The organism is Hydrogenophaga sp. T2, assembly GCF_049843535.1.
In the GTDB taxonomy this organism is placed as follows: Bacteria; Pseudomonadota; Gammaproteobacteria; order Burkholderiales; family Burkholderiaceae_C; genus Hydrogenophaga; species Hydrogenophaga crocea.
In genome coordinates this window covers 193,884-217,701 of the sequence record NZ_JBBHZJ010000008.1, presented here as the reverse complement: position 1 = coordinate 217,701, position 23,818 = coordinate 193,884, and the positions used below count along the sequence as shown (strand labels likewise).

General features: G+C 71.6%; 23 protein-coding genes. 6 read left to right on the top strand and 17 right to left on the bottom strand.

Annotation, left to right across the window (positions count from 1 at the left end):
- Positions 1 to 3: 3 nt before the first annotated feature.
- Positions 4 to 414 carry a TIGR01244 family sulfur transferase gene (locus WDZ95_RS18665; RefSeq protein WP_425780662.1) on the top strand — a complete coding sequence of 137 codons (411 nt, stop codon included), beginning with the start codon at positions 4 to 6 and terminating at the stop codon, positions 412 to 414.
- Complete coding sequence (locus tag WDZ95_RS18660) at positions 411 to 2,177, top strand: SulP family inorganic anion transporter (RefSeq protein ID WP_425780660.1); 1,767 nt, start codon at positions 411 to 413, stop codon at positions 2,175 to 2,177. The genes WDZ95_RS18665 and WDZ95_RS18660 overlap by 4 nt, the downstream gene beginning before the upstream one ends.
- On the opposite strand, the gene WDZ95_RS18655 is transcribed toward WDZ95_RS18660, so the two are convergent.
- From WDZ95_RS18655 to WDZ95_RS18625, 7 genes are all read right to left on the bottom strand, one after another.
- Entirely contained in the window at positions 2,130 to 2,906 is a 777-nt protein-coding gene (locus tag WDZ95_RS18655) for an ABC transporter ATP-binding protein (protein WP_425780658.1), read from the bottom strand. The two genes, WDZ95_RS18660 and WDZ95_RS18655, sit on opposite strands and share 48 nt — an antisense overlap.
- Before the next feature lie 10 nt (positions 2,907 to 2,916).
- On the bottom strand, positions 2,917 to 3,897 hold the full coding sequence (locus WDZ95_RS18650; RefSeq protein WP_425780656.1) for a FecCD family ABC transporter permease: 981 nt from the start codon (positions 3,895 to 3,897) through the stop codon (positions 2,917 to 2,919).
- Position 3,898: 1 nt separating this feature from the next.
- Entirely contained in the window at positions 3,899 to 4,969 is a 1,071-nt protein-coding gene (locus tag WDZ95_RS18645) for an iron ABC transporter substrate-binding protein (RefSeq protein WP_425780654.1), read from the bottom strand.
- Positions 4,950 to 5,708 (bottom strand): molybdate ABC transporter substrate-binding protein, encoded by a 759-nt coding sequence (locus WDZ95_RS18640; protein ID WP_425780652.1) that lies wholly within the window; start codon positions 5,706 to 5,708, stop codon positions 4,950 to 4,952. The genes WDZ95_RS18645 and WDZ95_RS18640 overlap by 20 nt, the downstream gene beginning before the upstream one ends.
- Before the next feature lie 131 nt (positions 5,709 to 5,839).
- Positions 5,840 to 6,643, bottom strand: coding sequence for an extracellular solute-binding protein (locus WDZ95_RS18635; protein WP_425780650.1), 804 nt, complete (start codon positions 6,641 to 6,643; stop codon positions 5,840 to 5,842).
- Entirely contained in the window at positions 6,640 to 7,386 is a 747-nt protein-coding gene (locus WDZ95_RS18630; RefSeq protein WP_425780760.1) for an ATP-binding cassette domain-containing protein, read from the bottom strand. The genes WDZ95_RS18635 and WDZ95_RS18630 overlap by 4 nt, the downstream gene beginning before the upstream one ends.
- 70 nt (positions 7,387 to 7,456) lie before the next feature.
- A complete protein-coding gene (locus tag WDZ95_RS18625) occupies positions 7,457 to 8,185 on the bottom strand; it encodes an ABC transporter permease (RefSeq protein WP_425780648.1) in 729 nt (242 codons plus the stop codon).
- A gap of 98 nt (positions 8,186 to 8,283) precedes the next feature.
- Here WDZ95_RS18625 and WDZ95_RS18620 point away from each other — a divergent pair, with 98 nt between their 5' ends.
- Positions 8,284 to 9,399, top strand: a complete 1,116-nt coding sequence (locus WDZ95_RS18620) for a substrate-binding domain-containing protein (protein ID WP_425780646.1) — start codon at positions 8,284 to 8,286, stop codon at positions 9,397 to 9,399.
- A 45-nt stretch (positions 9,400 to 9,444) separates the two neighbouring features.
- On the opposite strand, the gene WDZ95_RS18615 is transcribed toward WDZ95_RS18620, so the two are convergent.
- The 7 genes from WDZ95_RS18615 to WDZ95_RS18585 form a co-directional block, all read right to left on the bottom strand.
- Complete coding sequence (locus tag WDZ95_RS18615; protein ID WP_425780644.1) at positions 9,445 to 10,410, bottom strand: Bug family tripartite tricarboxylate transporter substrate binding protein; 966 nt, start codon at positions 10,408 to 10,410, stop codon at positions 9,445 to 9,447.
- An 88-nt stretch (positions 10,411 to 10,498) separates the two neighbouring features.
- Entirely contained in the window at positions 10,499 to 11,818 is a 1,320-nt protein-coding gene (locus WDZ95_RS18610; protein WP_425780642.1) for a TRAP transporter large permease, read from the bottom strand.
- Complete coding sequence (locus WDZ95_RS18605; protein WP_425780640.1) at positions 11,815 to 12,294, bottom strand: TRAP transporter small permease; 480 nt, start codon at positions 12,292 to 12,294, stop codon at positions 11,815 to 11,817. Before WDZ95_RS18605 ends, WDZ95_RS18610 begins: the two co-directional genes overlap by 4 nt.
- Before the next feature lie 79 nt (positions 12,295 to 12,373).
- Positions 12,374 to 13,411, bottom strand: a complete 1,038-nt coding sequence (locus tag WDZ95_RS18600) for a TRAP transporter substrate-binding protein (RefSeq protein WP_425780638.1) — start codon at positions 13,409 to 13,411, stop codon at positions 12,374 to 12,376.
- Positions 13,412 to 13,557: 146 nt separating this feature from the next.
- Positions 13,558 to 14,598, bottom strand: coding sequence for a PDR/VanB family oxidoreductase (locus WDZ95_RS18595; protein WP_425780636.1), 1,041 nt, complete (start codon positions 14,596 to 14,598; stop codon positions 13,558 to 13,560).
- Between the two features lie 4 nt (positions 14,599 to 14,602).
- Positions 14,603 to 15,364: a GntR family transcriptional regulator gene (locus WDZ95_RS18590; protein WP_425780634.1), complete on the bottom strand. Its 762-nt coding sequence runs from the start codon at positions 15,362 to 15,364 to the stop codon at positions 14,603 to 14,605.
- A gap of 4 nt (positions 15,365 to 15,368) precedes the next feature.
- Complete coding sequence (locus WDZ95_RS18585; protein ID WP_425780632.1) at positions 15,369 to 16,463, bottom strand: Rieske 2Fe-2S domain-containing protein; 1,095 nt, start codon at positions 16,461 to 16,463, stop codon at positions 15,369 to 15,371.
- A gap of 163 nt (positions 16,464 to 16,626) precedes the next feature.
- Between WDZ95_RS18585 and WDZ95_RS18580 the strand changes: the two genes are divergently transcribed.
- Positions 16,627 to 17,751: a 5-methyltetrahydropteroyltriglutamate--homocysteine S-methyltransferase gene (locus WDZ95_RS18580; RefSeq protein ID WP_425780630.1), complete on the top strand. Its 1,125-nt coding sequence runs from the start codon at positions 16,627 to 16,629 to the stop codon at positions 17,749 to 17,751.
- Between the two features lie 3 nt (positions 17,752 to 17,754).
- Here the strand turns inward: WDZ95_RS18580 and WDZ95_RS18575 are convergent, their stop codons facing one another.
- From WDZ95_RS18575 to WDZ95_RS18565, 3 genes are all read right to left on the bottom strand, one after another.
- Entirely contained in the window at positions 17,755 to 18,696 is a 942-nt protein-coding gene (locus WDZ95_RS18575) for a class I SAM-dependent methyltransferase (protein WP_425780628.1), read from the bottom strand.
- Between the two features lie 199 nt (positions 18,697 to 18,895).
- The gene (locus WDZ95_RS18570) at positions 18,896 to 19,936 is read right to left on the bottom strand and encodes a TRAP transporter substrate-binding protein (protein WP_425780626.1); all 1,041 of its coding nucleotides are present in this window, start codon (positions 19,934 to 19,936) and stop codon (positions 18,896 to 18,898) included.
- 186 nt (positions 19,937 to 20,122) lie between these two features.
- The gene (locus WDZ95_RS18565) at positions 20,123 to 20,986 is read right to left on the bottom strand and encodes an amidohydrolase family protein (RefSeq protein WP_166224569.1); all 864 of its coding nucleotides are present in this window, start codon (positions 20,984 to 20,986) and stop codon (positions 20,123 to 20,125) included.
- A gap of 103 nt (positions 20,987 to 21,089) precedes the next feature.
- Between WDZ95_RS18565 and WDZ95_RS18560 the strand changes: the two genes are divergently transcribed.
- Positions 21,090 to 21,878, top strand: a complete 789-nt coding sequence (locus WDZ95_RS18560; protein ID WP_425780624.1) for a crotonase/enoyl-CoA hydratase family protein — start codon at positions 21,090 to 21,092, stop codon at positions 21,876 to 21,878.
- Positions 21,875 to 23,809 carry a feruloyl-CoA synthase gene (locus tag WDZ95_RS18555; protein WP_425780622.1) on the top strand — a complete coding sequence of 645 codons (1,935 nt, stop codon included), beginning with the start codon at positions 21,875 to 21,877 and terminating at the stop codon, positions 23,807 to 23,809. The genes WDZ95_RS18560 and WDZ95_RS18555 overlap by 4 nt, the downstream gene beginning before the upstream one ends.
- Positions 23,810 to 23,818 lie beyond the last annotated feature (9 nt).

Sequence of the window (23,818 nt, the reverse complement as noted above, 5' to 3'; positions counted from 1 at the left end):
CCCATGGACCTCAAACGCCTCACCCCCAGCCTCGCCGTGGCGCCGCAGGTTGCGCCCGCCGACCTGCCCGCGCTGGCCGCGGCCGGCTTCACCACCGTCGTCTGCAACCGGCCCGACGGCGAACAGCCCGGCCAGCCCGACCACCACACCATGGCCGCGGCCGCCCAGGCCGCGGGCCTGCGCTTCGTGTTCCAGCCCGTGGTCTCGGGCCAGATCGGCCCCGCGCAGGTGCAGGCCTTCGGCGAAGCGCTCGCGCAGGCCACGGGCCCGGTGCTCGCCTATTGCCGCAGCGGCACGCGCTGCACCACGCTGTGGGCGTTGTCGCAGGCCGGTCAGCGGCCCTGGGACGAGCTGCTCGCGACCGCGGCGGCGGCCGGCTACGACCTGAGCCGCCTGCCCCGCCCCAGCCCATGAACCCGCGCGCGCCCCGCTGGCTGCCGGCCCTGCCCGCCCTGGTGTGGGCGCGCGACTACCGCCGCGACACCCTGCTGCGCGACGCACTGGCCGCGGTGATCGTCACGCTGATGCTGATCCCGCAGAGCCTGGCCTACGCGCAGCTCGCGGGCCTGCCGCCCGAGGTGGGCCTGTACGCGAGCGTGGCGCCGCTGCTGGTGTACGCGCTGCTGGGCAGCAGCCGCGTGCTCGCGGTGGGCCCCGTGGCCGTGGTCTCGCTCATGACCGCCGCGGCGGTGGGCGAACACGCGGCCGCGGGCAGCGCGGCCTACCTGGCGGTGGCGATCACGCTGGCGTTTCTCTCGGGCCTGATCCTGCTCGCCATGGGCCTGCTGCGGCTGGGCTTCATCGCCCACTTCCTGAGCCACCCGGTGATCTCGGGCTTCATCACGGCCTCGGGCCTGCTGATCGCCGCGAGCCAGCTCAAGACGCTGCTGGGCGTGAGTGCAGGCGGCCACAACCTGGTCGAGATGCTCGCGGCGGTGTGGGCGCAGCGGGGCCACATCCACGGCCTCACGCTGGCCATCGGCGCCAGCAGCCTGGCCTTCCTGTTCTGGGTGCGGCGCGGCCTGCAGCCGCTGCTGCGCCGGCTGGGCCTGGCGCCGCGCGCGGCCGAGCTCGCGGCCAAGGCCGGGCCGGTGGTGGCCATCGTCGGCGCCACCGTGTTCGCCTGGGCGATCGACGCCGGCGCGCACGGCGTGAAGCTCGTGGGCGCGGTGCCGCAGGGCCTGCCGCCGCTCACGCAACCGCTGTGGGATGTCGCGCTCTGGCGGTCGCTGCTGGTGCCCGCGCTGCTGATCAGCGTGGTGGGTTTCGTGGAGTCGGTGTCGGTGGGGCAGACGCTGGCGGCCCAGCGGCGCCAGCGCATCGAGCCCGACCAGGAGCTCGTGGCCCTGGGCGGCAGCAACCTCGCGGCCGCGTTCAGCGGGGGCTTTCCGGTCACGGGCGGCTTCGCGCGCTCGGTGGTGAACTTCGACGCCGGGGCGCAGACGCCCGCGGCCGGCGTGTTCACCGCCGTCGGCATCCTGCTCGCTTCGCTGCTGCTCACGCCGGCGCTGTTCCACCTGCCGCAGGCCACGCTGGCCGCCACCATCGTGGTGGCCGTGCTCTCGCTGGTCGACTTCGGCATGCTGCGCCGCACCTGGGTCTATGCCAAGGCCGACTTCACCGCGGTGCTCGCCACGCTGGGGGTCACGCTCGCGGCGGGCGTGGAAAGCGGCCTGGTGGCGGGCGTGGGCCTGTCGCTGCTGCTGCACCTGTGGCGCACCAGCCAGCCGCACATCGCCGAGGTGGGCCAGGTGCCGGGCACCGAGCACTACCGCAACGTGCAGCGCCACACCGTGATCACGCAGCCGGCGGTGCTGGCGCTGCGCATGGACGAGAGCCTGTACTTCGCCAACGCGCGCGCGCTCGAAGACCGCATCAACGCCGCGGTGGCCGAGCGGCCCGCGCTGCGCCACGTGGTGCTGCAGTGCTCGGCCATCAACGACATCGACGCCAGCGCGCTCGACAGCCTCGAAGCCATCAACCAGCGCCTGCGCGACGCCGGCCTGCAACTGCACCTGTCCGAGGTGAAGGGCCCGGTGATGGACAAGCTGCAGCGCAGCGACTTCCTGCTGCACCTGAGCGGGCGCGTCTTCCTCACGCACCACCAGGCGGCGAGCGCGCTCGCCGCCTCAGCCGAGCCCGGGCAGGAACACCGGCAGGCCGCCCTGCCCGCCTGAGGCCGACACCGGCGCGCCGTACAGCGCGCCCAGGGCCTGCGCGTTCACCACCCCGGCCACCGGCCCCTGGGCCAGCACCCGGCCCTCGCGCAGCAGCAGCGCGGTGTGCGCACAGCGCAGCGCCTGGTTGGGGTCGTGGGTGCTGAAGAGCACGCCCAGGCCCTGCCGCGCGAGCGTGCCGATGGCGGTCATCACCAGGCCCTGGTTGCCGAAGTCGAGGCTGGCGGTGGGCTCGTCGAGCAGCACCGCGCGCGGCTGCTGCGCCAGCGCGCGGGCGATCAGCACCAGTTGGCGCTCGCCGCCGCTCATGCGGTGCACCGATCGCTCGGCCAGGTGCGCGATGCCCAGGCGCGCCAGCGCCTCGTCGGCCACCGCGTGGTCGCGCGCGCCGGGGCGCGCGAGCAGGCCCAGGTGCGCGGTGCGGCCCATGAGCACCATCTGCCGCGCGCTGTAGCCGAAGGTACTGGCCTGGCCCTGCGGCACGTAGCCGAGCAGCCGCGCGCGTTCGGGCACGGGCCAGTCGGCCAGCGGCCGGCCCTGCAGGGCGAGCGTTCCGCCCTGCGCGGGCAGCAGGCCCAGCAGGGTCTTGAGCAGCGTGGTCTTGCCGCCGCCGTTGGGGCCGAGCAGCGCCACCACCTCGCCCGCGCGCAGCGCGAGCGACACGCCCTGCCCCACCGGGTGGCCGGGGTGGCCGAAGCCCAGCCCGCGGGCTTCGAGCAGCGCGGTCATGAGCCCCCCTTCATTGCCAGCCCTTGTGCGCACGCGCGAGCAGCACGATGAAGAACGGCGAGCCGATCAGCGCCGTGAGGATGCCCAGCGGGATCTCCACCGCGGCCAGGCTGCGCGCCAGCGTGTCGATGAGCAGCAGGAAGCCGCCGCCCAGCACCGCGGCCGTGGGCAGCAGGCGCACGAACGAGGGCCCCACGAGGAAGCGAGCCAGGTGCGGCACCACCAGCCCCACCCAGCCCACGATGCCCGCGGCCGCCACGCTCGCGGCCGTCACCAGCGTGGCCGCGGCCACGATGGCCAGGCGCAGCGCCGTGGTGCGTGCGCCGAGCGCGCGCGCCTCTTCCTCGGGCAGCGACATCACGTCGAGCCGCCAGCGCAGCGCGAGCAGCAGGGCCAGGCCCAGGCCCACGGGCACGAGCAGCGCGGGCAGGTCTGCGCGGTGCGCCCCCGAGAGGCTGCCGAGCAGCCAGAAGGTCATGGCGGGCAGCTGGTTGTAGGGGTCGGCCAGCGTCTTCACCAGGCCGATGCCCGCGCCCAGCAGCGAGCCGATCACGATGCCGGCGAGCAGCAGCACGAGGATCGGGTCGCCCTGGCGCACCACCGAACCCGTGGCGTACACCAGCGCCACCGCGGCCAGCCCGCCCGCGAAGGCCGCCAGCTGGATGCCCGCGAGCCCGAGCGAAAAGAAGATGCCCAGCAGCGCGCCCAGCGCCGCACCGGCCGACGCGCCGAGGATGTCGGGCGAGACCAGCGGGTTGCGGAACAGCCCCTGGAAGGCCGTGCCCGCCACCGCGAGCGCCGCGCCCACGGCCACCGCCGCCACGATGCGCGGCGCGCGGATCTGCCACACCACGGTCTGCATCGCCTCGCTGCCGCCGCCGGTGGCCACGGCCCACAGATCGGCCGGTGCCAGCGGCGTGCGACCCACGCTGAAGGCGAGCAGCACGCCCGCGCAGAGCACGAGCACGGCCCAGGCGGCGCCAGCGCGCATATCAGTCGCGGCCCGCGAGCACGCGGCGCAGCTGCGCGGGCGAGAGATCGACCTGGTAGAAGCGGCGGTAGAAGTCGCGCGCGATGGCACCGAGGTCGTCGCGGAAGCGCTCGGGGAACACCTTGGCGCCGATCCACCACAGCCCGGGCAGGCGGTTCACGCTGGGCGGGAAGTCGACCCAGCCGAAGGGCAGCTTGGGGCTCAGGTGCACGCGCCCGGCCTTCACCGCGCTCACGTTGCGCCACAGCGGGTTCTGCGCCGCGCCTTTCGCGAAGTCCTGGTCGATGGTGATGATGACCTGCGGGTCCCACTGCAGCACCTGCTCGATGGACACGCGCGCGAGCCCGCCGGGCAGCTGCGTGGACACGAGCTCGATGCCCATGGCCTCGAACATCTCGACGTTGATCGAACCGTCGAGCCCGGTCTCGAGCCCTTGCGGCCCGCGCGCGTAATACACACGCGGGCGCTGGGCACGCGGCACCGCGGCCACGCGTTCGCGCACCTGGCGCAGCGTGTCTTCGGCGTAGCGCGCCAGGCCCTCGGCGCGCTCGCGCACGCCCAGCAACTCGCCGAGCAGGCGGTAGCCCGCGGGCACGGCGTCGAGCGCGCCATCGATCAGCGCATAGGGAATGCCGGTCTGCGACTGCACGCGGTCGGCGAGCTCGACGAAGGTGGGCCGCACCGAGCCGGTGTCCACGATCAGGTCGGGCTTGAGGGCCAGCACGGTTTCGAGGTTGGCGGTGTTGCCGCGGCCGGTGAGCCGGCCCAGCTCGGGCCGGTTGCCGATGCCGGGCAGCAGGAACTCGATCTCGTCGGGCCGGTTGGCGCGCGGCCAGCCCAGCAGCGCCTCGGGCGCGAGCGTGTAGAGCCAGATGGCCGCGGGCGGGCCCGCGGGGAACACGCGCTGCACGCGCGGCGGCACCACGACGCTGCGGCCCGCGCTGTCGCTCACGCGGCGCGGCGCGGGCTGGGCCCGCAGCGCCGGCGCGGCCAGGCCCGCACAGGCCGACACGGCCGCCAGCGCGAGCGCGCGGCGGCCGGCGTCGATGGGCTCAGGGCGTGCCGAAGCCATGGCGCGCGAACACCGCCTGCGCGGGCGGCGCAAGCAGCGCGTCGGCAAAGGCCTGGGCCGCGGGGTGCGCGCCGCGGCGCACGCTCAGGCCGTAATCGGCCCCCACCTGCAGCGCGGCCGGCACGGCCACGATCTTCAGGCGCGGCACCTCGCGCTGCGAGGCGACGGCGTTGGTGCAGTAGGTCAGGAACACATCGGCCTGGCGCTCGTCCATCACCCAGGCATAGGTGCCGCGGCCCGCGGGCGCCTTGGGCGAGTTCGGGCCGCCCGTGAGCTGCAGCGCCTTGCGTTCGAGCGTGGCGAAAGCGCCGGGGCGCAGCGCATCGGCCTTGCGGAACAGGGCCCAGGCGTAGTCGCCCGAGGGGTCGGCCTTGGGCGTGCTCGTGCCCACGCGCACCTGGGGGTCGAGCAGCGCGTCGAGCAGGCGGTCGGGCGTGAGCGAGAGCTCGGCTTGCGTGAGCGCGCACAGCTGGTTGCGCGCGAACACGCGCGGCGCACTCCAGCCGCCCGCGTCGGCGAGCTTTTGCGGGTGGCCCATGTCGGCCGAGGCGAACACCTGCGCGCCCTCGCCTTTTTCGATGCGCTCGCGCAGCAGGCCCGAGGCCGCGAAGGACAGCGCGAGCTGCTGGCCGGTGCGGGCCCGGTGCTCGGCCGCGATCTCGGTCATGGCCTCGCGCAGGCTGCCCGCGGCCACCACGGGGATCGGTTCGGGGCTCAGGGGCACGGCGGGCGAGGTCATGCAGGCACTCAAGAAAGCAGGCAACGCGAACCCACCCAGCCACCGGGAGGCACCGCGGAACCGGCTTCGCCGGGCCGCGGGTGCCGTCCCCCCTCGGGGGGAAGCCGCGCAGCGGCGCAGGGGGGGCTTCATCATTTGCTGGCGTTGGGGAAGAACAGCTGTTCGCCGCCGATCTTGTAGCTCGCGATCGCGGCCTGGCCCGCGGGGCCGGTCACCCAGTCCACGAACTTCTGGCCTTCGGCCGTCTTCACCTGCGGGTGCTTGGCCGCGCTCACCAGCATCACGCCGTACTGGTTGAACAGGCGCTGGTCGCCTTCCACGAGCACCACGAGCTCGCCGCGGTTCTTGAAGTTGAGCCAGGTGCCGCGGTCGGTCAGCACGTAGGCGTTCGAGCCCGAGCCGATGTTGAGCGCCGGGCCCATGCCGCAGCCGCATTCCTTGTAACCCGCACCCTTGGCGGCCTCGGCGTCGGCCATCTTCCAGAAGCGCAGCTCGGCCGCGTGCGTGCCGCTCTTGTCGCCGCGCGAGATGAAGGGCGCGTTGGCCGCGGCCACCTTCTTGAGCGCGGCCACGATGTCCTTGCCCGCGGTTTTGGCCGGGTCGGCCTTGGGGCCCACGAGCACGAAGTCGTTGTACATGACCTCCTGGCGCTTGGCCGAGAAGCCGTCGGCGACGAACTTCTCTTCGGCCACCTTGTCGTGCACGAACAGCACGTCGGCGTCGCCGCGGCGCGCCATGTCGATGGCCTGGCCCGTGCCCAGGGCCACCACCTTCACGTCGATGCCCGTGGCCTGCTTGAACTGCGGCAGGAGGTGGCCAAACAGGCCCGATTGCTCAGTGGACGTGGTGGACGCCACCACGATGTTCTGCGCGAGCGCGGCACCGCCGAGCAGCAGGGCGGCGGCCAGGGTGGCGAGTTTGTGGATGGGTTTCACCAGGCTTCTCCTTGAACAAAAAGATGGGCGTGCGGGCACAGTGCCCGCAGCAGGTCGGCATTGAAAAAATCGTCCACGGGCAGGTCGGCGAGCACGCGGCCCTGCTCCAGGTAGACCACGCGGCTGGCCAGGCGCTTGACCTGGCCGAGGTTGTGGCTGGCGAACACCAGGGTGGTGGGGCGTCCGCCCACGGGCGTGGCGGTGAACTCGGCAATGAGCTGCTCGACCTCGCGCTTGGCGTGCGGGTCGAGGCTGGCGGTGGGTTCGTCGAGCAGCCAGATGTCGGGCTTGAGCGCCCAGGCGCGCGCGAGCGCGAGCCGCTGCTGCTGGCCGCCCGAGAGCGCGCGGCCGTTGCGCTGCGCGATGTCGGACAGGCCCACGCGGCCCAGCGCGGCGTGCGCGGCCTCGCGCGCTTCGCGCCAGCGCTGACCCTTGAGCCACAGGCCCAGCGCCACGTTCTGCCAGGCGCGCACGCGCAGCATGTGCGGGCGCTGGAACAGCATGGCCACGCGGCGCGCCTCGGGGCGCTGGCACTGGCCTTCGGTGAGCGGCAGCAGGCCGTGCAGCGCGCGCAGCAGCGTGCTCTTGCCGCTGCCGTTGGCGCCGATCAGGGCCACGCGTTCGCCTTCGGTGATGCGCAGGTTCACGCCGTCGAGCGCGGGCGCGCGCGGCGCCGGGCCCAGGCGCACCTGCAGGCCGCGCACCTCGAAACAGGCCGCGGGCAAGGCGGGCGTGCCGGGCATGCCGGTCACTGGACGACCCTCCGCGCTGCGCACTGCGGGGCTGAGCGCCTTGGGAACGGCCCGGCGGCGCTCATGCGGGCGCTCCCACGGGCAGCAGGCCGTCGGCCTTCTCGCGCCAGCGGCGCAGCAGCGAGACGGCGGCATTGAGCAGCAGCACCACGGCCAGCAGCACCACGCCCAGGCCCAGCGCCAGCGGCAGGTCGCCCTTGCTGGTTTCGAGCGCGATGGCGGTGGTCATGACGCGCGTGAAGCCGTCGATGTTGCCGCCCACGATCATCACCGTGCCCACCTCGGACACGGCGCGGCCGAAGGCGGTGATGAAGATGGTGAGCAGCGCGTAGCGCTCGTCCCAGGCCAGCAGCAGGCTGCGCACCGTGGTGCCCGCGCCCAGCGAGCGCAGCTGCTCGCCGTGGCCGAGCTCGGCGTCTTCCACCACCTGGCGCACCAGCGCGGTCACCAGCGGCAGCACCAGCACGGTCTGCGCCAGCACCATGGCGGGCACGCTGAACAGCCAGCCCAGAAAGCCCAGCGGTCCCGAACGCGACAGCAGCAGATACACCACCAGGCCCACCACCACCGCCGGCACCGCGAGCGCGGTGTTGAGCAGCGTGAGCACCGCGCCGCGGCCGCGAAAGCGCGCGGCCGCCAGCCAGGCGCCCAGCCACAGGCCCAGCGCATAGGCGATGGCGGTGGCACAGGCGCTCACGAAAAGCGAGCGCCACACGATGGCCCAGAGCCCGGCATCGCCCGACACGATGAGGCCGAAGGCCACACGCAGGCTGTCGGAGAAGGTATTCATAAGGGCCTGCACTGTAGCCAAGTGCCGGGCATCGCGCCCTGCGTGAAGACGCGATATGCAATGCCTTGCATAAGAGGGCTTGCGGCACACTCGGGGCCATGCGACGCATCGAGCTGGCCTACCACCTGAGCACCCGCGAGCCCACCCAGCCCCATGGGGCGTCGCTGTTGCGCAACCCCATGATGGACGTGCTGCAGGCGGTCAAGAGCAGCGGCTCGATCTCGGGCGCGGCGCGTGAGGTGGGCCTGTCGTACCGCCACGTGTGGGGCCAGTTGAAGGACTGGGAGGCCGAGCTCGGCCAGGGCCTGATCTTCTGGGAGCGCGGCCAGGCCGCGCGGCTCACGCCCTTCGGCGAGAAGCTGCTGGCGGCCGAGCGGCTCGCGCAGGCGCGGCTGGGCCCGCAGCTGGAGAACCTGCGCGTGGAGCTCGAGCGCGCCTTCCAGCAGGTGCTCGCGCCCGAGGGCGGGGAAGACAACGCGCCCACGCTGCGCCTGTACGCGAGCCACGACCACGCGCTCAACGAACTGGTGGACTTCGCGGCCCAGCGCGAAGGCGGGCCCGCGCTGCACCTGGACGTGCATTTCTGCGGCAGCGTGGACGCGATCCGCGCGCTCAACGAAGGCCGCTGCAACGTGGCGGGTTTTCACGCCCAGCCCTTTGCCGACGCGGGCACGGCCACGGCCCGCACCTACCGGCCCATGCTCAAGCCGGGCCAGCACAAGATCATCGGCTTCGCGCGCCGCACGCAGGGCCTGATCGTGGCGCCCGGCAATCCCATGCGGCTGCGCGACATCCACGACGTGGCGCGGCTGCAGGCGCGCTTCGTGAACCGCGCGCTGGGCACGGGCACGCGGCTGCTGCTCGACGAACTGCTGGTGCGCGCGGGGCTGATGCCGCTGGACATCGACGGCTACGACCACATCGAGCGCTCGCACGCGGCGGTGGCGCTGGCGGTGGCCGGCGGCACGGCCGACGTGGGCCTGGGCACCGAGTACGCGGCGCGCAGCGCGCGGCTCGATTTCGTGCCCATCACCGACGAGCGCTACCTGCTCGTGGGCCTCAAGCGCACGCTCGACGAAGCGCCCATGCAGCGCCTGCTGCAGTTGCTGCGCAGCCGCGCCTGGCAGACCCGCATGGCCGCCCTGCCCGGCTACCAGCCCGACCACTGCGGCGAGGTGGCGGCGATGAAGCGGCTGCTGCCCTGGTGGGGTTGAATGGGGCGCTGAGCGCGGGGCGGCATGCCGCGCCCCGCGTCGCGCTCACTGCTTGGGAATGCCGGCGCGCTCGATCACCGCGCTCCAGCGCTTGATGTCGCCGGCCAGCAGCGCGGCCGTCTGCTCGGGCGACGAGGCACGCGGGTCGATGTTGAGTTCGCGCAGCTTCTTCTGCACCTCGGCGTCGGCCACGCTGGCCGCGATCTCGCGCTGCAGCCGCTCGATCACCGGCCGCGGCGTTTTCGCGGGCGCGGCGATCGCGTTCCACGACGAGGCCACGAAACCCGCCACGCCGGATTCGGCCGCCGTGGGCACGTCGGGCAGCACCGCCGAGCGCTTCTCGCCCGCCACCGCGAGCGCGCGCAGCGCGCCGGCGCGCACCTGGGCCAGCACCGGCGCGAGGATCTCCACGCCCACGTCGACCTGGCGGCCGCGCAGCGCGCCGATCAGGTTGGGCGTGCCGTTGAAGGGCACGGTCTGGGCGTCGATGTCGGCGCTGCTCTTGAACAGCTCGGCCGCCAGGTGCTGCGTGCTGCCGATGTTGATGCTGCCGATGTTGAGCCTGCCCGGGTGGCTGCGCGCGTAGGCCAGCAGCTCGGCGAAGGTCTTGAACGGGACCTCGGGGTGCGCGAGCACCGCGATGTCGAAGAAGCCCAGCGTGGAGACGGGCGCGAAGTCTTTGAGCGTGTCGAAGGGCAGCGACTTGAACAGCCCGGCCGTGACGGCCGTGCCGTTGGACATGAGGAACAGCGTGTGGCCGTCGGGCTCGGCGCGGGCCACGGTTTCCGCGGCCACCACACCGCCCGCGCCGGGGCGGTTCTCGATCACCACGGGCTGGCCGAGCCGCTCGGCCAGCTTGCCCGCCACGATGCGCGCCGTGAGGTCACCCACCCCGCCGGCCGCGAACGGCACCACCAGGCGCAGACCGCGCGTGGGGAAGGCGGGCTGCGCCCAGCCCGCGGGCCAGGCCAGCGAGGCCGCCACGCCCAGCGCGAGCGCGCGCCGCCCCATCGAGGGATGCCGCGGAACCGGCTTTGCCGGGCCGCCGGCATCGCCCCCTCGAGGGGGTCGCGCGAAGCGCGGCGGGGGTGCTCTCATGTCATCCCACGAACTGGACGAGCCAGAGGGAGATCGGCGGGAAGAACAGCAGCAGCAACGTGCGCAGCGTGTCGGCCGCGAGGAAGGGCATCACGCCGCGGTAGCTCTCGCCGATCGGCACGTCCTTGGCCATGCCGTTGACCACGTACACGTTCAGGCCCACGGGCGGTGCGAGCAGGCCGAAGCCGACCGTCATGAGCACCATGATGCCGAACCAGATGGCGACCGATTCCTGCGGCATGCCGAAATCCAGGCCCATGATCACGGGGAAGAAGATGGGGATGGTCAGCAGGATCATGGACAGCTCGTCCATCACCGCGCCCAGCACCACGTAGAACAGCAGGATGCCGCCCACCACCATCACGGGCGGCACCTCCCAGCCCTGGATCACGCTGGCCAGCTGCGCCGGCACCTGCGTGAGCGCCAGCGAGGTGTTCATCATGTCGGCGCCGATGAAGATCATGAAGATCATGGCGCTGGCCGAGGCGGTCGACAGGAAGCACTCCTTGACCTTCTTGAGCGTGAGCTCGCCTTTGAGCACGGCCGCGATGAAGGTGCAGGCCACGCCCACGCCCGCGCCTTCGGTGGGGGTGAACAGGCCGCCGTAGATACCGCCGAACACGATCAGGAACACCACCGCGAGCGGCAGCACGCCCATCACCGCCTGAAGCGACATCTTCGGCAGGTCGAGGTTGTGGTCGGGCGCATGGCCGGGGCGCACGCGCACGTAGATCGCGATCGCGATCATGTAGCCCAGCATCGCGATGATGCCGGGGATGGTGGCCGCGGCGAACAGCTTGGCGATGTTCTGCTCGGTCAGGATGGCGTAGATCACCAGCGGCACCGAGGGCGGGATGAGGATGCCCAGCGTGCCGCCCGCAGCCAGCGTGCCCGTGGCCAGGCGGCCCGAGTAGCCGTGGCGTTTCATCTCGGGCAGGGCCACCGAGGTGATGGTGGCCGCGGTGGCGATGGACGAGCCGCAGATGGAGCCGAAGGCCGCGCTTGCGCCCACGGCGGCCATGGCCAGGCCGCCCTTGAAGCGCGCCATGATCACGCTCGCGAACTGGAACAGCGCCTTGGAGATGCCGCCCTGCGTGGCGAAGTTGCCCATCAGGATGAACAGCGGAATCACCGACAGGTCGTAGCTCGCGAAGCGCGCGAACGCGAGGCCGTTGAGGTTGTTGAGGAAGGGCGGCAGGCCCACTTGGTAGAGGTAGCCGAAGGTGCCGGCCGCGAACATCGCGACCGCGATCGGCACGCGCACGGCCATGAGGCCGAGCATGACGCCGAAGATGCTGAGGGCCATGGCAAGCGAGCTCATGCAGCGCCCTCCTCGTCCTGGGCCGGGCCGAAGGTCTGCGCCAGCGCGATCACCGCGGTGAGCAGCAGCGGCGGCACCATGGCCGCGTAGGTGATCCACTCGGGGAAGCCGAGCATCATGGTGGTGGTCATGGACTCGCGCGCGCTGAGGCCGCCGACGGCGGTGCGCCAGCCGATGACACCGATCATGAGGGCCATGAGCAGGGCGCCGAAGCGGTCGAACAGGGCGTTGACGGAAGCCGGCGCCTTGGCGGTGAAGAAGTCCACGATGATGTTTTCGCGGCGCAGCTGGCACAGCGGCATGAACAGGGCCACGGCGGCGCCCGCGGCCACGGCCGTGAGTTCGTAGTCGCCGAGGATGGTCCAGCCGGTGGTGTTGCGGCCGATGAGGCTGACGCAGGTGACCAGCGTCACCGCGGTGAGGATGAAGCCGGCCAGCACCGCGCAGACCTGGGCTAAGAACGAGAGGAACTTCAAGGCGGGGTCCAATCAGAAAAATCAAGCCGATCCGGCCCCGGCATCACCGGGAGCGGACCGGCCGTCGAAAGAGCCGCGATTATCGGCTGTGCTTGGCGATCAGGGCCCGGGCCTCGGCCGCGAGCTTCGCGCCGTCGATGCCCTTGCCCTTCACTTCGTTGATCCAGTCGGTCTCCACGGTGGACGCGGTGCGGCGCCAGCGCTGCGTTTCCTGGATGTCCAGCGCAACGATGTTGTTGCCGGCCTTGACCGCGATGTCGCGGCCGGCCTTGTCGCCCTCTTCCATGGCGCGGCCGAACAGGGCCGCGGTCTCGATGCCCGAGTTCTTGTCGATCACCGCCTTGAGGTCGGGCGGCAGCTTCTCGTAGGACGCGCGGTTCATCGAGAACGCGAAGGTCTGGGTGTACAGGCCTTCCTTGCCGGCGAAGGTGGTGTGGTTCTTCACCAGCTCGGTCACCTTGAGCGAAGGCGTGACCTCCCAGGGAATGGTGGTGGCGTCGATGGTGCCCTTGGTGAGCGCGTCGGTCACGGCCGGCACGGGCATGCCCACGGGCGTGGCGCCGAGCTTGACCAGCATGTTGTTGATGATGCGCGAGCCGCCGCGCACCTTCATACCGCGCAGGCTCTCCAGGCCGGTGATGGGCGTCTTGCTGTGGAACAGGCCGGGGCCGTGGGTGTGCACGGCGATCAGCTTGACGTCCTTGAACTCGTCGGCGGCGAACTTCTCCACGTACTCCTGAATGGCGCGCGACGAGGCCACCGGGTCACCGCTCATGAACGGCAGCTCGAACACCTCGGTCTTGGGGAAGCGGCCCGGGGTGTAGCCGAGCACGGTCCAGGTGAGGTCGACCACGCCGTCGCGGGCCTGGTCGAACAGCTGCGGCGGTGCGCCGCCAAGCTGCATGGCGTGGAACAGCTGCACCTTGATGCGGCCACCCGAATCGGCCTCGACCTTCTGGGCCCAGGGCACCAGGGCGCGCGCGGGAATGGTGGCCTGCTGCGGCAGCATCTGGTGCAGGCGCAGCGTGACGGTCTGGGCCATGGCGGTGCCGGCCACCGTGGCCGCGGCCACGGCGCCGAGCGCCGCGAGCGCGGTGCGTCGCTTCAGGAATGTCATCGTCTGTCTCCGATCGGGTTGGGGGCCCGCGCCTGGTGGTGTGTGGGTGCTCGGCGGCACGGGCGACGGGTACAACGCGCCCACACTGTGCATGCGGCCCGGCCGGGCAGCCAGTCCGGAGACCGACTTTCAGCTATGCCGTTATGTTATGAAACCTGGGGCAAACCCCGAGCTTGGGTCTGGCTCGCGGGACCGGCGACGGCCGGCCCGTCGGGGCGCCAGGCGCTGTCGAGCGTGATGCGGCCCACCACGCGCGACACGCAAGCGCAGATGCGCTGGTTGGCGGCGCGCTCGTGCGCGCTCAGGAACACGTCGCGGTGGTCGATCTCGCCTTCGAGCGCGAGCACGTCCATGGCGCAGAGGCCGCACTCGCCGCGGCGGCAGTCGCTCATGACCTCCACGCCCGCGGCCTCGAGCGCGTCGAGCAGCGATTCGCCCGGCGGCACGGTGAGCTCGCAGCCGTGGCGCGGCACCTGCACCACGAAGCTGCCCGTGGGCAGCCGGCCGCCGCTGCCGAAGGTCTCGAAGCGCAGGTCGGCCGCGGCGCGGCCCTGCGCGGCCCAGGCGGCGCGCGCGGCGTCGAGCAGGCCCGCGGGCCCGCAGACGTAACAGGGCGCACCCATGGGCAGCGCGGCGATGGCGCCCGCGAGGTCGAGCCGCTCGCCGCGCTCGGCCACCGCGGTGACCAGGGCCTCGCCGAGCTCGGCGCGCAGCGCCTCGGCATAGGCCAGCTCGGCCTGGCTGCGTGCGCCGTACAGCAGGCGCACGGCGCGCCCCTGCTGGCGCAGCGCGCGCGCCATGCCCACCAGCGGCGTGATGCCGATGCCGCCCGCGAGCAGCAGGCTCTCGGGCGCGTCGAGCGCGAGCGCGAAGTGGTTCTGCGGCGCGCTCACGGGCAGCGTGTCGCCCACCGCGAGCGACCACATGGCCCGCGAGCCGCCGCGGCCGTCGTCGAGCCGCTTGACCGCGATGCGGTAGGCGCCGCCCGCCTCGGCGGGCAGGCCCACGAGCGAATACGAGCGCGTCTGTTCGCGCCCGGCCACGCGCAGGCGCAGCTGCAGGTGCGCACCCGGCGGCCAGGCGATGGCGCTGCCGCCTTCGGGCTGCAGCAGGAATTCGCGCACGGTGGGCGTGAGGTCGGTGATGGCGGCGACACGCGCGGTCTGCCAGACGGGGTTGCTCTTCATGGGGTCAGCGGCGGCGGATGAGTTTGAGCGCGGGCATGGCGGCGTGCGCCTGCCCCTGGGTGTGGCCCGCGAGCACGGCGCGCAGGTTGCGCTGCGCCAGCCGCGAGTGCTCGCGCAGGATGGCCTCGGCGCGCGCGCTCTCGCGGCGTTCGATGGCGTCGAGCACCTGGCGGTGCTGATCCTGCGCGACGATGAGCATGTCGCGCGCCTGGCGCGATTCGGCCTCGGCGAGCACGAAGCCCGAGGGCGAGGCGAAGGGCAGCGCGCACACGCGTTCGAGCTGGCGCTCCACCGTGGGGCTGTCGGCCATCTCGGCCAGCAGCGCGTGGAAGCGGCTGTTGAGCGCCACGTAGTCGGAGAAGGCCTCGTCGTCGAGCGTGGGCGTGGCGAGCACGGCGTCGATGCGCGCGAGCACGCCGCGCGCTTCGGTGAGCACGGCCGCGGGCGCGGCGCGCTCGGCCGCGAGCCGCGCCAGCAGGCCTTCGAGCGTGCCGCGCAGCTCGATCGCGTCGGCGATGTCGCGCTCGGAAAAGGTCTCGACCACGTAGCCGCCGCCGGGCAGCGCGCGCAGCAGGCCTTCCTGTTCGAGCCGCAGCAGCGCGGCGCGCACCGGCGTGCGCGACACGCCCAGGCGCTCGACGATGGCGAGCTCGGCGATGCGCGAGCCGCCCGCCAGTTCGCCCGAGAGGATCAGCTCGCGCAGCTGCAGCAGCGCACGCACCTGGGCGCTTTCGGGCACGCCGTCGGCCATGACTTGGGGGGCCATGGCGTCAGCCCGCGCGGCGGATGGGGATGACGGTGGAGCCCGGCGTGCCGCGCTCGGCGTCCACCATCCGGTCGATCAGGCGCCGCGCCCACATCGCGCCGGCGTCGATGTTGAGGTTGTAGAACTTGTGGTCGGGGTGTTCCTCGATCGCCTTCTGCTGCGCTTCGAGCACGAACTCGTCCTCGCGGAAGATGCCGGCCACGCCCTCGCGCAGCTGGTGCGTCAGGCGCTGCTCGCCCAGGCAGTAGTTGCGCGCGAAGGCCCAGAAGTACAGGCAGGTGTTGTCGGTCTCGGGCGTGATGGTGTTGAGCACCATGCCGTTGACGCCCTGGCTGCGGTCGCCGCCGTCGCGCGGCAGCGCGCCGCTGCCCGCGGGCGCCACGCCGACGTCGATCGCCACCGTGCACGGCGCTTCGAAGCGGATGATCTGCCAGCGGTCCACCGGCCCCTGGTAGCCGCGCGCCTGCTGGATCTGGCCGGCCCAGAACGGCGGCGCCTCGATGTTCTCCATCCAGCGCGTGACGGTGGCCGTGCGGTCGCCGTGCGTGGCCACGAACGGGGCTTCGGCCACCGCGCGGTTGCCGATGCTGCTGCCGTGCACGAAGGTCTCGTGCGTGAGGTCCATGAGGTTGTCGATCACCAGCCGGTAGTCGCACTTCACGCGGATCATCTTGCCGTCGCCCGCCCACTCGGGGTCGTGGTTCCAGTGCAGGTCGGGGATCAGGGCCTCGTCGGCCAGCGCCGGGTCGCCGGGCCAGATCCACACGAAGCGGTGCTTCTCGGCCACCGGAAAGCGCCGCACGCAGGCCGAGGGGTTGAGCGTTTCCTGGCTGGGCATGTGGGTGCAGCGGCCCTCGGCGTTGAACACCAGGCCGTGGTAGCCGCAAACCACCTCGTCGCCCTCGAGCCGGCCCATGGACAACGGCAGCAGCCGGTGCCAGCAGGCATCCTCGAGCGCGGCCACACGGCCGCCGGTCTGGCGGTACAGCACCAGTTTCTGGTTGCAGACCGTGCGCGCGAGCAGGCTGCGGCCGACCTCCACGTCGTAGGCGGCGGCGTACCAGGCGTTGAGCGGAAAGTGGTTGGGGGCGGTGTTCATGGATACGCAATGTATACATGGAAGCCCGGAAACCGCGCGATTTCCGGGTGAATCGCTGGGATTCAGGCAGTTCCTGTATCCATGACGAACGCAGCGGTTGCGGGCCGGCGGCGCATCCGCTACCGTCGCCGCTCCCGAACCCAACCCCCTCCCTGGAGACAAGATGAGCCTGAACCCCCCGTTCCGCGCCGACCACGTCGGCAGCTTTCTGCGCCCCGCCTACCTGCTGCAGGCGCGCGAACAGAAGGCCAAGGGCGAGATCACGGCGGCGCAGCTGCGCGAGGTCGAAGACCGCGCGATCACCGAGATCGTGAAATTCCAGGCCGACGTCGGCCTGCAGTCGATCACCGACGGCGAGTTCCGCCGCACCTACTTCCACATCGACTTCCTCGAGCAGCTCGGCGGCGTGAAGACCGACATCCCGGTCACCATCCGCAAGCCCGACGGTACCGAAGAGCTGGCCCCGCCCGTGATCCGCGTGATCGACAAGGTGCGCCACGCCAAGAACATCCAGCTCGCCGACTTCCAGTACCTGCAGGCGCAGGTGAAGGCGCTGGGCCTGCCCGGCCTGTTGCCCAAGGTGACCATCCCCTCGCCCACCATGCTGCACTTCCGCGGCGGCCGCGCGGGCATCAGCAAGGACGCCTACCCCGAGCTCGACCCGGCCTTCTACGACGACGTGGCCCAGGCCTACGCGGACGAACTGCAGAGCCTGGCCGACGCCGGCTGCACCTATGTGCAGATGGACGACACGAACATGGCCTACCTGTGCGACGAGAAGATGCGCGAGGCCGCCCGCCAGCGCGGCGACGACCCCAACGAACTGCCGCACCGTTACGCCAGCTTCATCAACAAGGTGATCGATCGCAAGCCCAAGGGCATGACCCTGGCCATGCACCTGTGCCGCGGCAACTTCAAGAGCACGCACGCGGCGGCCGGCAACTACGAACCCGTGGCCGAGGCGCTGCTGTCCGAGATGCGGCTCGACGCCTTCTTCCTCGAGTACGACGACGACCGCTCGGGTGACTTCCGCCCGCTGCGCTTCCTGGGCAAGGGCAAGACCGTGGTGCTGGGCCTGGTCACCACCAAGTTCGGCCAGCTCGAAAGCAAGGACGCGCTCAAGCGCCGCATCGACGAGGCCGCCAAGTACGCGCCGCTGGAGCAGCTCTGCCTGTCGCCGCAGTGCGGCTTCTCGAGCACGGTGCACGGCAACAACATCGCCGTGGAAGACCAGCGCAAGAAGCTCGCGCTGGTGGTGGAAACGGCGCGCGAGGTCTGGGGCGGCTGAGGCCTAGTGGGGCCGGTACTCGGCGAAGGCCACCGGGTCTTCGACCGGCCCGGCCCGGCCCAGCACCAGGCAGACGCGGATCACGAGAAACTCGGCGCCGTCTTCGTCGAGCATGCGCGCGGCCAGACCGATCTCCCGGTCCACCTGGGCCGCGGGCACGGCGCCGGCGCCGCCGGTGCTGTCCAGGCGCATGCCGGTAAAACCCGAGCTGTGGCGTGCGCCGTCGGGCAGCGGCAACTGGTTGCGCCCATAGGCCTCGTAGTGCACACCGTGCAGGCGGCAGCGCAGGCCGTCGGGCGCGAGCGCCAGCGCCTCGGCCACGCTGTGGCGGCGGCCCCATTCGCTGGTTTGCGCGCGGTGGTACAGCGTGGCGAAGATGCGCCCCGACGGCCGCAGCAGGTCGCGCGCCTGCTGCAGGGTCTCGCGCACCGCCGCGTCGCTCAGGTAGGGCAGCACGTTGCACAGGCGCACGTAGTCCACCGCGCCGTCGTCGAAGGGCGCGGCCCGCAGGCCGCTGCCCACCACGAAGCGCAGCCGCTGCGCGTCGGGGTGCTGGCCCCACTGGCGCTGCAGCGTGGTGATGGCCGCGGCGTCCTGGTCGATGCCGGTGACGTGCACCTGCCGCTTGAGAAAGGCCGGCAGGCATTGCCCATCGGCAATGCCGAAGTCGATCGCCTGCGCACCGGGCGGCAGCGAGGCCACCAGGTCTTCGTCGGGCAGGCGCACCGCGGGTGTCTTGCCGGTGGCGAGGTTGCGGCTGGTGCGCTGCACGAGCTCGGTGCTGACCGCGCCGGTCTGGCGGTCGTAGCGCTGCTCGGCCAGCTCGCGGCTGATGCGCGGGCTCAGGCTCGCGTGCAGTGCACGCTCGCCGGCCGGGCGGACCGGCAGCCGCGGCACCAGCGGCTTGGAGGGTGACGGCGGACAGCTCCGGCTCATGGCGTGCATGGTCGGACCTCCTGGGCGGCGCGCGTGCGCGGCCGGGTGATGGCGGACAGGCTCACGGGGTTTGTCTCCTCGGATCGGGGTGAGAGGCAGGCCGGATCGGCATACCCCCACCTGTGTCACGACCCCGACGCGAAACGCGTCAGGCCCCCGGGAAAACCACGACGGCGCGGCCCGCGAGCGGACCGCGCGGCGGGCTGAATCAGCCCGTGTGCTTGGCGATCAGCGCGCGCGCGTCGGCCACGAGTTTCGCGCCGTCGATGCCCTTGGCCTTCACTTCCTTGATCCAGTCGGCCTCCACCGCCGCGGCGGTGGACTTCCAGCGCTGGGTCTCGGCGGCGTTGAGCGTGACGATGCTGTTGCCCGCCTTCTGCGCGGCCTCCAGGCCGACCTTGTCGCCCTCGTCCATGGCGCGGCCGAAGAAGGCCGCGGCCTCCACGCCCGAGTGCTTGTCGAGCACGGCCTTGAGGTCGGCGGGCAGCTTGTCGTAGCTGTTGCGGTTCATCACCAGCGCGAAGGTCTGGGTGAACAGGCCGGTGGGGCCGGCGAAGGTGGTGTGGTGCTTCACCAGGTCGGCGATCTTGAGCGAGGGCGTCACCTCCCAGGGGATGGTGGTGGCGTCGAGCACGCCCTTGGTGAGCGCCTCGGTCACCGCCGGCACCGGCATGCCCACGGGCGTGGCGCCCAGCTTGAGCAGCATGTTGTTGATCACGCGCGAGCCGCCGCGCACCTTCTTGCCCTTGAGGCTGTCGAGGCCGCTGATGGGGAACTTGCTGTGGAACAGGCCCGGGCCGTGGGTGTGTGCGGCCAGCAGGTGCACCTGGCGGAACTCGTCGGCCGCGTGGGTCTGTACGAACTCGTGGAAGGCGCGCGAGGCGGGCTCGGCCTTGCCGCTCATGAAGGGCAGTTCGAACACCTCGGCCTTGTTGAAGCGGCCCGGCGTGTAGCCGAGCACGGTCCACACCATGTCGACCACGCCGTCGCGCGCCTGGTCGAACAACTGCGGCGGCGAGCCGCCCATGGACATGGAGTGGAACAGTTGCAGCTTGAGGCGGCCGCCCGATTCGGCTTCGAGTTTCTGGGCCCAGGGCACGATGGCGCGCGCGGGGATGGTCGCGCTCGGGGGCAGGAACTGGTGCAGGCGCAGCGTCACGGTTTGCTGGGCGAAGGCCTTGCCAGCAACGGCGCTGGCACCCAATGCAGCGGCGGCCGTGAGGGCACGGCGACGGCTCAGAGCGGTCATGGAAACGATCCTGTCAGAAGAGAACGGAAGCGGCGCTCGCGGAGAGCGCGCCGGAGACATGTGCCACGTCAGGCACAAGCGCTCCGACTCTGCCGCGCCCGCGCCCCTTGCGCCACGGGCCTGGGGATCAAGCTGCTATGCCGTTATGGCATGAAACTTTCGGCCACCCCGCCGGGCGGCCCGGGCTCAGGCCAGGCCGAGCAGGCGCACGGCGTTGCCTTTGAGGATGCCGGGCATCACCTCGGGCTTGAAGCCGGCGACCTCGAAGTCCTTCATCCAGCGCTCGGGCGTGATCAGCGGGTAGTCGCTGCCGAACAGCACGCGGTCTTTCAGCAGCGTGTTGGCGTACTGCACGAGCTGCTTGGGGAAGTACTTGGGGCTCCAGCCGCTGAGGTCGATCCACACGTTGGGCTTGTGCGTGGCCACCGAGAGCGCCTCGTCCTGCCACGGGAAGCTCGGGTGCGCCATCACGATCTGCATGTCGGGGAAGTCGATCGCCACGTCGTCGAGGTGCATGGGGTTGCTGTACTCGAGCCGCAGGCCGCCGCCGCAGCGCATGCCCGAGCCGATGCCGCTGTGGCCGGTGTGGAAGATGGCCGGCAGCTTGTGCGCGTTGATCACCTCGTAGATCGGCCAGGCCATCTTGTCGTAGGGGTGGTAGCCCTGCACCGTGGGGTGGAACTTGAAGCCCTTGACGCCTTCTTCCTTGATCAGCCGCTCGGCCTCGCGCGCACCCATCTTGCCCTTGTGCGGGTCGATGCTCGCGAAGGCGATCATCATGTCGCTGTTCTCGCGCGCGGCCTGCGCGATCTCTTCGTTCGGAATGCGGCGGCGCCCGAGCTTGCTCTCGCTGTCCACCGTGAACATCACCAGGCCGATCTTCTTCTCGCGGTAGTAGGCGATGGTCTCGGCGATGGTGGGCCGGCGGCTGTTGCCGAAGTACTTGTCGGCCGCGCGGTCGTACTCCTCGCCGTAGTTGTCGAAGGGGTTCCAGCAACTCACTTCGGCGTGGGTGTGGATGTCGATGGCGACCAGGTTCTGATGGTCCACAGCAGTGCTCCTAGGGTAAACCCGGGGCCGATTTCGTCGGACGCCGGATTGATTTGGTTATTCGTTATAACAATAATCGACCACCCTCACAAGGCAGCCAACCATGCCCATCCAGACCAACGACCTGACGATCGAATTGCGCGGTGACGAAGAGCAGATCGCGCTCATCACCCTGAACCGCCCGACCAAGCGCAACGCCCTCAACGACGGCCTGGTGCTGGCCATCCGCGACATTTTCCAGGGCATGCCGCACAGCGTGCGCGCCGCGGTCATCCACGGCAACGGCGACCACTTCTGCGCCGGCCTCGACCTGTCCGAACTCAGCGAGCGCAACGCCGCTGCCGGCGTACACCACTCGCGCATGTGGCACCACGCGCTCGACCAGGTCGAACGCGGCCCCGTGCCCGTGGTGGCCGCGCTGCACGGCGCGGTGGTGGGCGGCGGCCTCGAACTCGCGAGCGCCTGCCACATCCGCGTGGCCGACGCCTCGGCCTTCTTCGCGCTGCCCGAAGGCTCGCGCGGCATCTTCGTGGGCGGCGGCGGCTCGGTGCGCATCCCGCGCCTGATCGGCACCGCGCGCATGGCCGACATGATGTTCACCGGCCGCGTGCTCGGCGCCGAAGAAGGCGAGCGCGTGGGCCTGGCGCAGTACCTGGTGCCGCAGGGCACGGCGCTGGAGAAGGCGCTCGAACTCGCCACGCGCATCGCCAGCAACGCGCCGCTCACCAACTACGCGCTCATGCAGGCGCTGCCGCGCATCGCCGACCAGACCGCCGACCACGGCTTCTTCACCGAAGCCCTGATTTCCGCCATCGTGCAGGACGCGCCCGAGGCCAAGGCCCGCGTGCGCGAGTTCCTCGAAGGCCGCGGCCCCAAGGTGAAGAAGCAATGAGCGCCGCACGGCCGCCCGAAGGCGCTCGCGCCGCGGCGCGCAGCGCGCAGGCTCCATCCAGCGGGGCGCCGCGCTACCGCGCGCTGGCCTTCGGCATCACCGAGGCCGAGCTGCGCCACACCGCCGACGGCACGGCCTACCTCAAGGCCGTGCAGCCGCTGCAGCCTTACCCCGATCGCCTCACCGACCGCCTGCTGTACTGGGCGCAGGTGGCGCCCGATCGCACTTTCATGGCGCGCCGCGCGCGCATGGCCGACGGCAGCACCGGCGACTGGGTGCACCTGAGCTACGCGCAGGCGCTCGACGCCGCGCGCTGCATCGGCCAGGCCCTGCTCGACCGCGGCCTGAGCGCCGAGCGCCCGGTGCTGATCGCCAGCGAGAACGACCTCGAGCACGCGCAGATCGCGCTCGGCTGCCTCTACGCCGGCATTCCCTGGGCCCCGGCCTCGCCCGCCTACTCGCTCGTGAGCCAGGACTACGACAAGCTGCGCCACCTGGTGAACACGCTCACGCCCGGCCTGGTCTACGCGGCCGACGCGCCGCGCTACGAGCGCGCCCTGCTCGCCACGCTCGGGCCCGAGGTCGAGATCGTCACCGGCAGCGGCAGCGTGCCCGGCCGCGCCACCACCAGCTTCGCGGCCCTGCGTGCCACGCGCCCCACGCCCGCGGTGGACGCCGCCATGCGCGCCACCGGCCCCGACACCATCACCAAGTTCCTGTTCACCTCGGGCTCGACCAAGCTGCCCAAGGCGGTCATCAACACCCAGCGCATGTGGTGCGCCAACCAGCAGCAGATGGCACAGAGCATGCCGGTGCTGGCCGACCCCGACACGCCCCCGGTGCTGCTCGACTGGCTGCCCTGGAACCACACCTTCGGCGGCAACCACAACGTCGGCCTCACGCTGATGCACGGCGGCACGCTCTACATCGACGACGGCAAGCCCACGCCCGCGCTCATCGGCGAAACCCTGCGCAACCTGCGCGAGATCGCGCCCACCGTGTACTTCAACGTGCCCACGGGCTTCGAGGCGATCGCCAACGCCATGAAGACCGACGCGGTGCTGCGCAAGAACCTGCTGAGCCGCGTGCGCATGTTCTTCTACGCCGGCGCCGCGCTCGCGCAGCCGGTGTGGGACACGCTGCACGCCGTGCAGGAACAGGAGGTCGGCGAGCGCATCGTGATGGGCACCGGCCTGGGCATGACCGAGTCGGGCCCCTTCGGCCTCTACATCACGCGGCCCGAGGTGAAATCGGGCGACCTCGGCCTGCCCGCGGCGGGCCTGGAGCTCAAGCTCGTGCCCAGCGGCGACAAGACCGAGGTGCGCTACCGCGGCCCCAACATCACGCCCGGCTACTGGCGCAGCCCCGAGGCCACGGCCGAGGCCTTCGACGACGAAGGCTTCTTCTGCACCGGCGACGCCGTGGCCTGGATCGACCCCGCCCGCCCCAACCTGGGCCTGCGCTTCGACGGCCGCATCGCCGAAGACTTCAAGCTCGCCACCGGCACCTTCGTGAGCGTGGGCCCGCTGCGCGCGAAGATCATCGCGGCCGGCGCGCCCTTCGTGCAGGACGCGGTCATCACCGGCCTGAACGAGAAAGAGGTGGGCGCCATGCTGTTCACCACCGGCGCGGTGCGCACGCTCGCACAAGGCCTGCCCGCCGACGCGCCGCTGGCCGAGGTGCTGGTGCAGCCGCCGGTGCTCGCGCACTTCCAGCGGGTGCTCAACGACCTGGCCGCGCAGGCCACCGGCAGCGCCAACCGCGTGGCGCGCCTGATCCTGCTCGCCGAGCCGCCCAGCATCGACAAGGGCGAGGTCACCGACAAAGGCTCGATCAACCAGCGCGCCGTGCTCAAGCACCGCGCCGATCTCGTGGCCGCGCTGCACGCGGGCACGGCCCCGCACACCCTGCTACCCCAAGCCAAGACCTGAAGGAGACAC

Coding starts and splice junctions, on each gene's coding strand:
- WDZ95_RS18640 (WP_425780652.1), bottom strand. CDS start 5,708: ATGACCTCGCCCGCCGTGCCCCTGAGCCCCGAACCGATCCCCGTGGTG.
- WDZ95_RS18560 (WP_425780624.1), top strand. CDS start 21,090: ATGCCCATCCAGACCAACGACCTGACGATCGAATTGCGCGGTGACGAA.
- WDZ95_RS18585 (WP_425780632.1), bottom strand. CDS start 16,463: ATGAACACCGCCCCCAACCACTTTCCGCTCAACGCCTGGTACGCCGCC.
- WDZ95_RS18570 (WP_425780626.1), bottom strand. CDS start 19,936: ATGACCGCTCTGAGCCGTCGCCGTGCCCTCACGGCCGCCGCTGCATTG.
- WDZ95_RS18650 (WP_425780656.1), bottom strand. CDS start 3,897: ATGCGCGCTGGCGCCGCCTGGGCCGTGCTCGTGCTCTGCGCGGGCGTG.
- WDZ95_RS18660 (WP_425780660.1), top strand. CDS start 411: ATGAACCCGCGCGCGCCCCGCTGGCTGCCGGCCCTGCCCGCCCTGGTG.
- WDZ95_RS18590 (WP_425780634.1), bottom strand. CDS start 15,364: ATGGCCCCCCAAGTCATGGCCGACGGCGTGCCCGAAAGCGCCCAGGTG.
- WDZ95_RS18665 (WP_425780662.1), top strand. CDS start 4: ATGGACCTCAAACGCCTCACCCCCAGCCTCGCCGTGGCGCCGCAGGTT.
- WDZ95_RS18555 (WP_425780622.1), top strand. CDS start 21,875: ATGAGCGCCGCACGGCCGCCCGAAGGCGCTCGCGCCGCGGCGCGCAGC.
- WDZ95_RS18630 (WP_425780760.1), bottom strand. CDS start 7,386: ATGCCCGGCACGCCCGCCTTGCCCGCGGCCTGTTTCGAGGTGCGCGGC.
- WDZ95_RS18620 (WP_425780646.1), top strand. CDS start 8,284: ATGCGACGCATCGAGCTGGCCTACCACCTGAGCACCCGCGAGCCCACC.
- WDZ95_RS18645 (WP_425780654.1), bottom strand. CDS start 4,969: ATGGCTTCGGCACGCCCTGAGCCCATCGACGCCGGCCGCCGCGCGCTC.
- WDZ95_RS18655 (WP_425780658.1), bottom strand. CDS start 2,906: ATGACCGCGCTGCTCGAAGCCCGCGGGCTGGGCTTCGGCCACCCCGGC.
- WDZ95_RS18575 (WP_425780628.1), bottom strand. CDS start 18,696: ATGCACGCCATGAGCCGGAGCTGTCCGCCGTCACCCTCCAAGCCGCTG.
- WDZ95_RS18600 (WP_425780638.1), bottom strand. CDS start 13,411: ATGACATTCCTGAAGCGACGCACCGCGCTCGCGGCGCTCGGCGCCGTG.
- WDZ95_RS18595 (WP_425780636.1), bottom strand. CDS start 14,598: ATGAAGAGCAACCCCGTCTGGCAGACCGCGCGTGTCGCCGCCATCACC.
- WDZ95_RS18625 (WP_425780648.1), bottom strand. CDS start 8,185: ATGAATACCTTCTCCGACAGCCTGCGTGTGGCCTTCGGCCTCATCGTG.
- WDZ95_RS18610 (WP_425780642.1), bottom strand. CDS start 11,818: ATGAGCTCGCTTGCCATGGCCCTCAGCATCTTCGGCGTCATGCTCGGC.
- WDZ95_RS18580 (WP_425780630.1), top strand. CDS start 16,627: ATGAGCCTGAACCCCCCGTTCCGCGCCGACCACGTCGGCAGCTTTCTG.
- WDZ95_RS18615 (WP_425780644.1), bottom strand. CDS start 10,410: ATGGGGCGGCGCGCGCTCGCGCTGGGCGTGGCGGCCTCGCTGGCCTGG.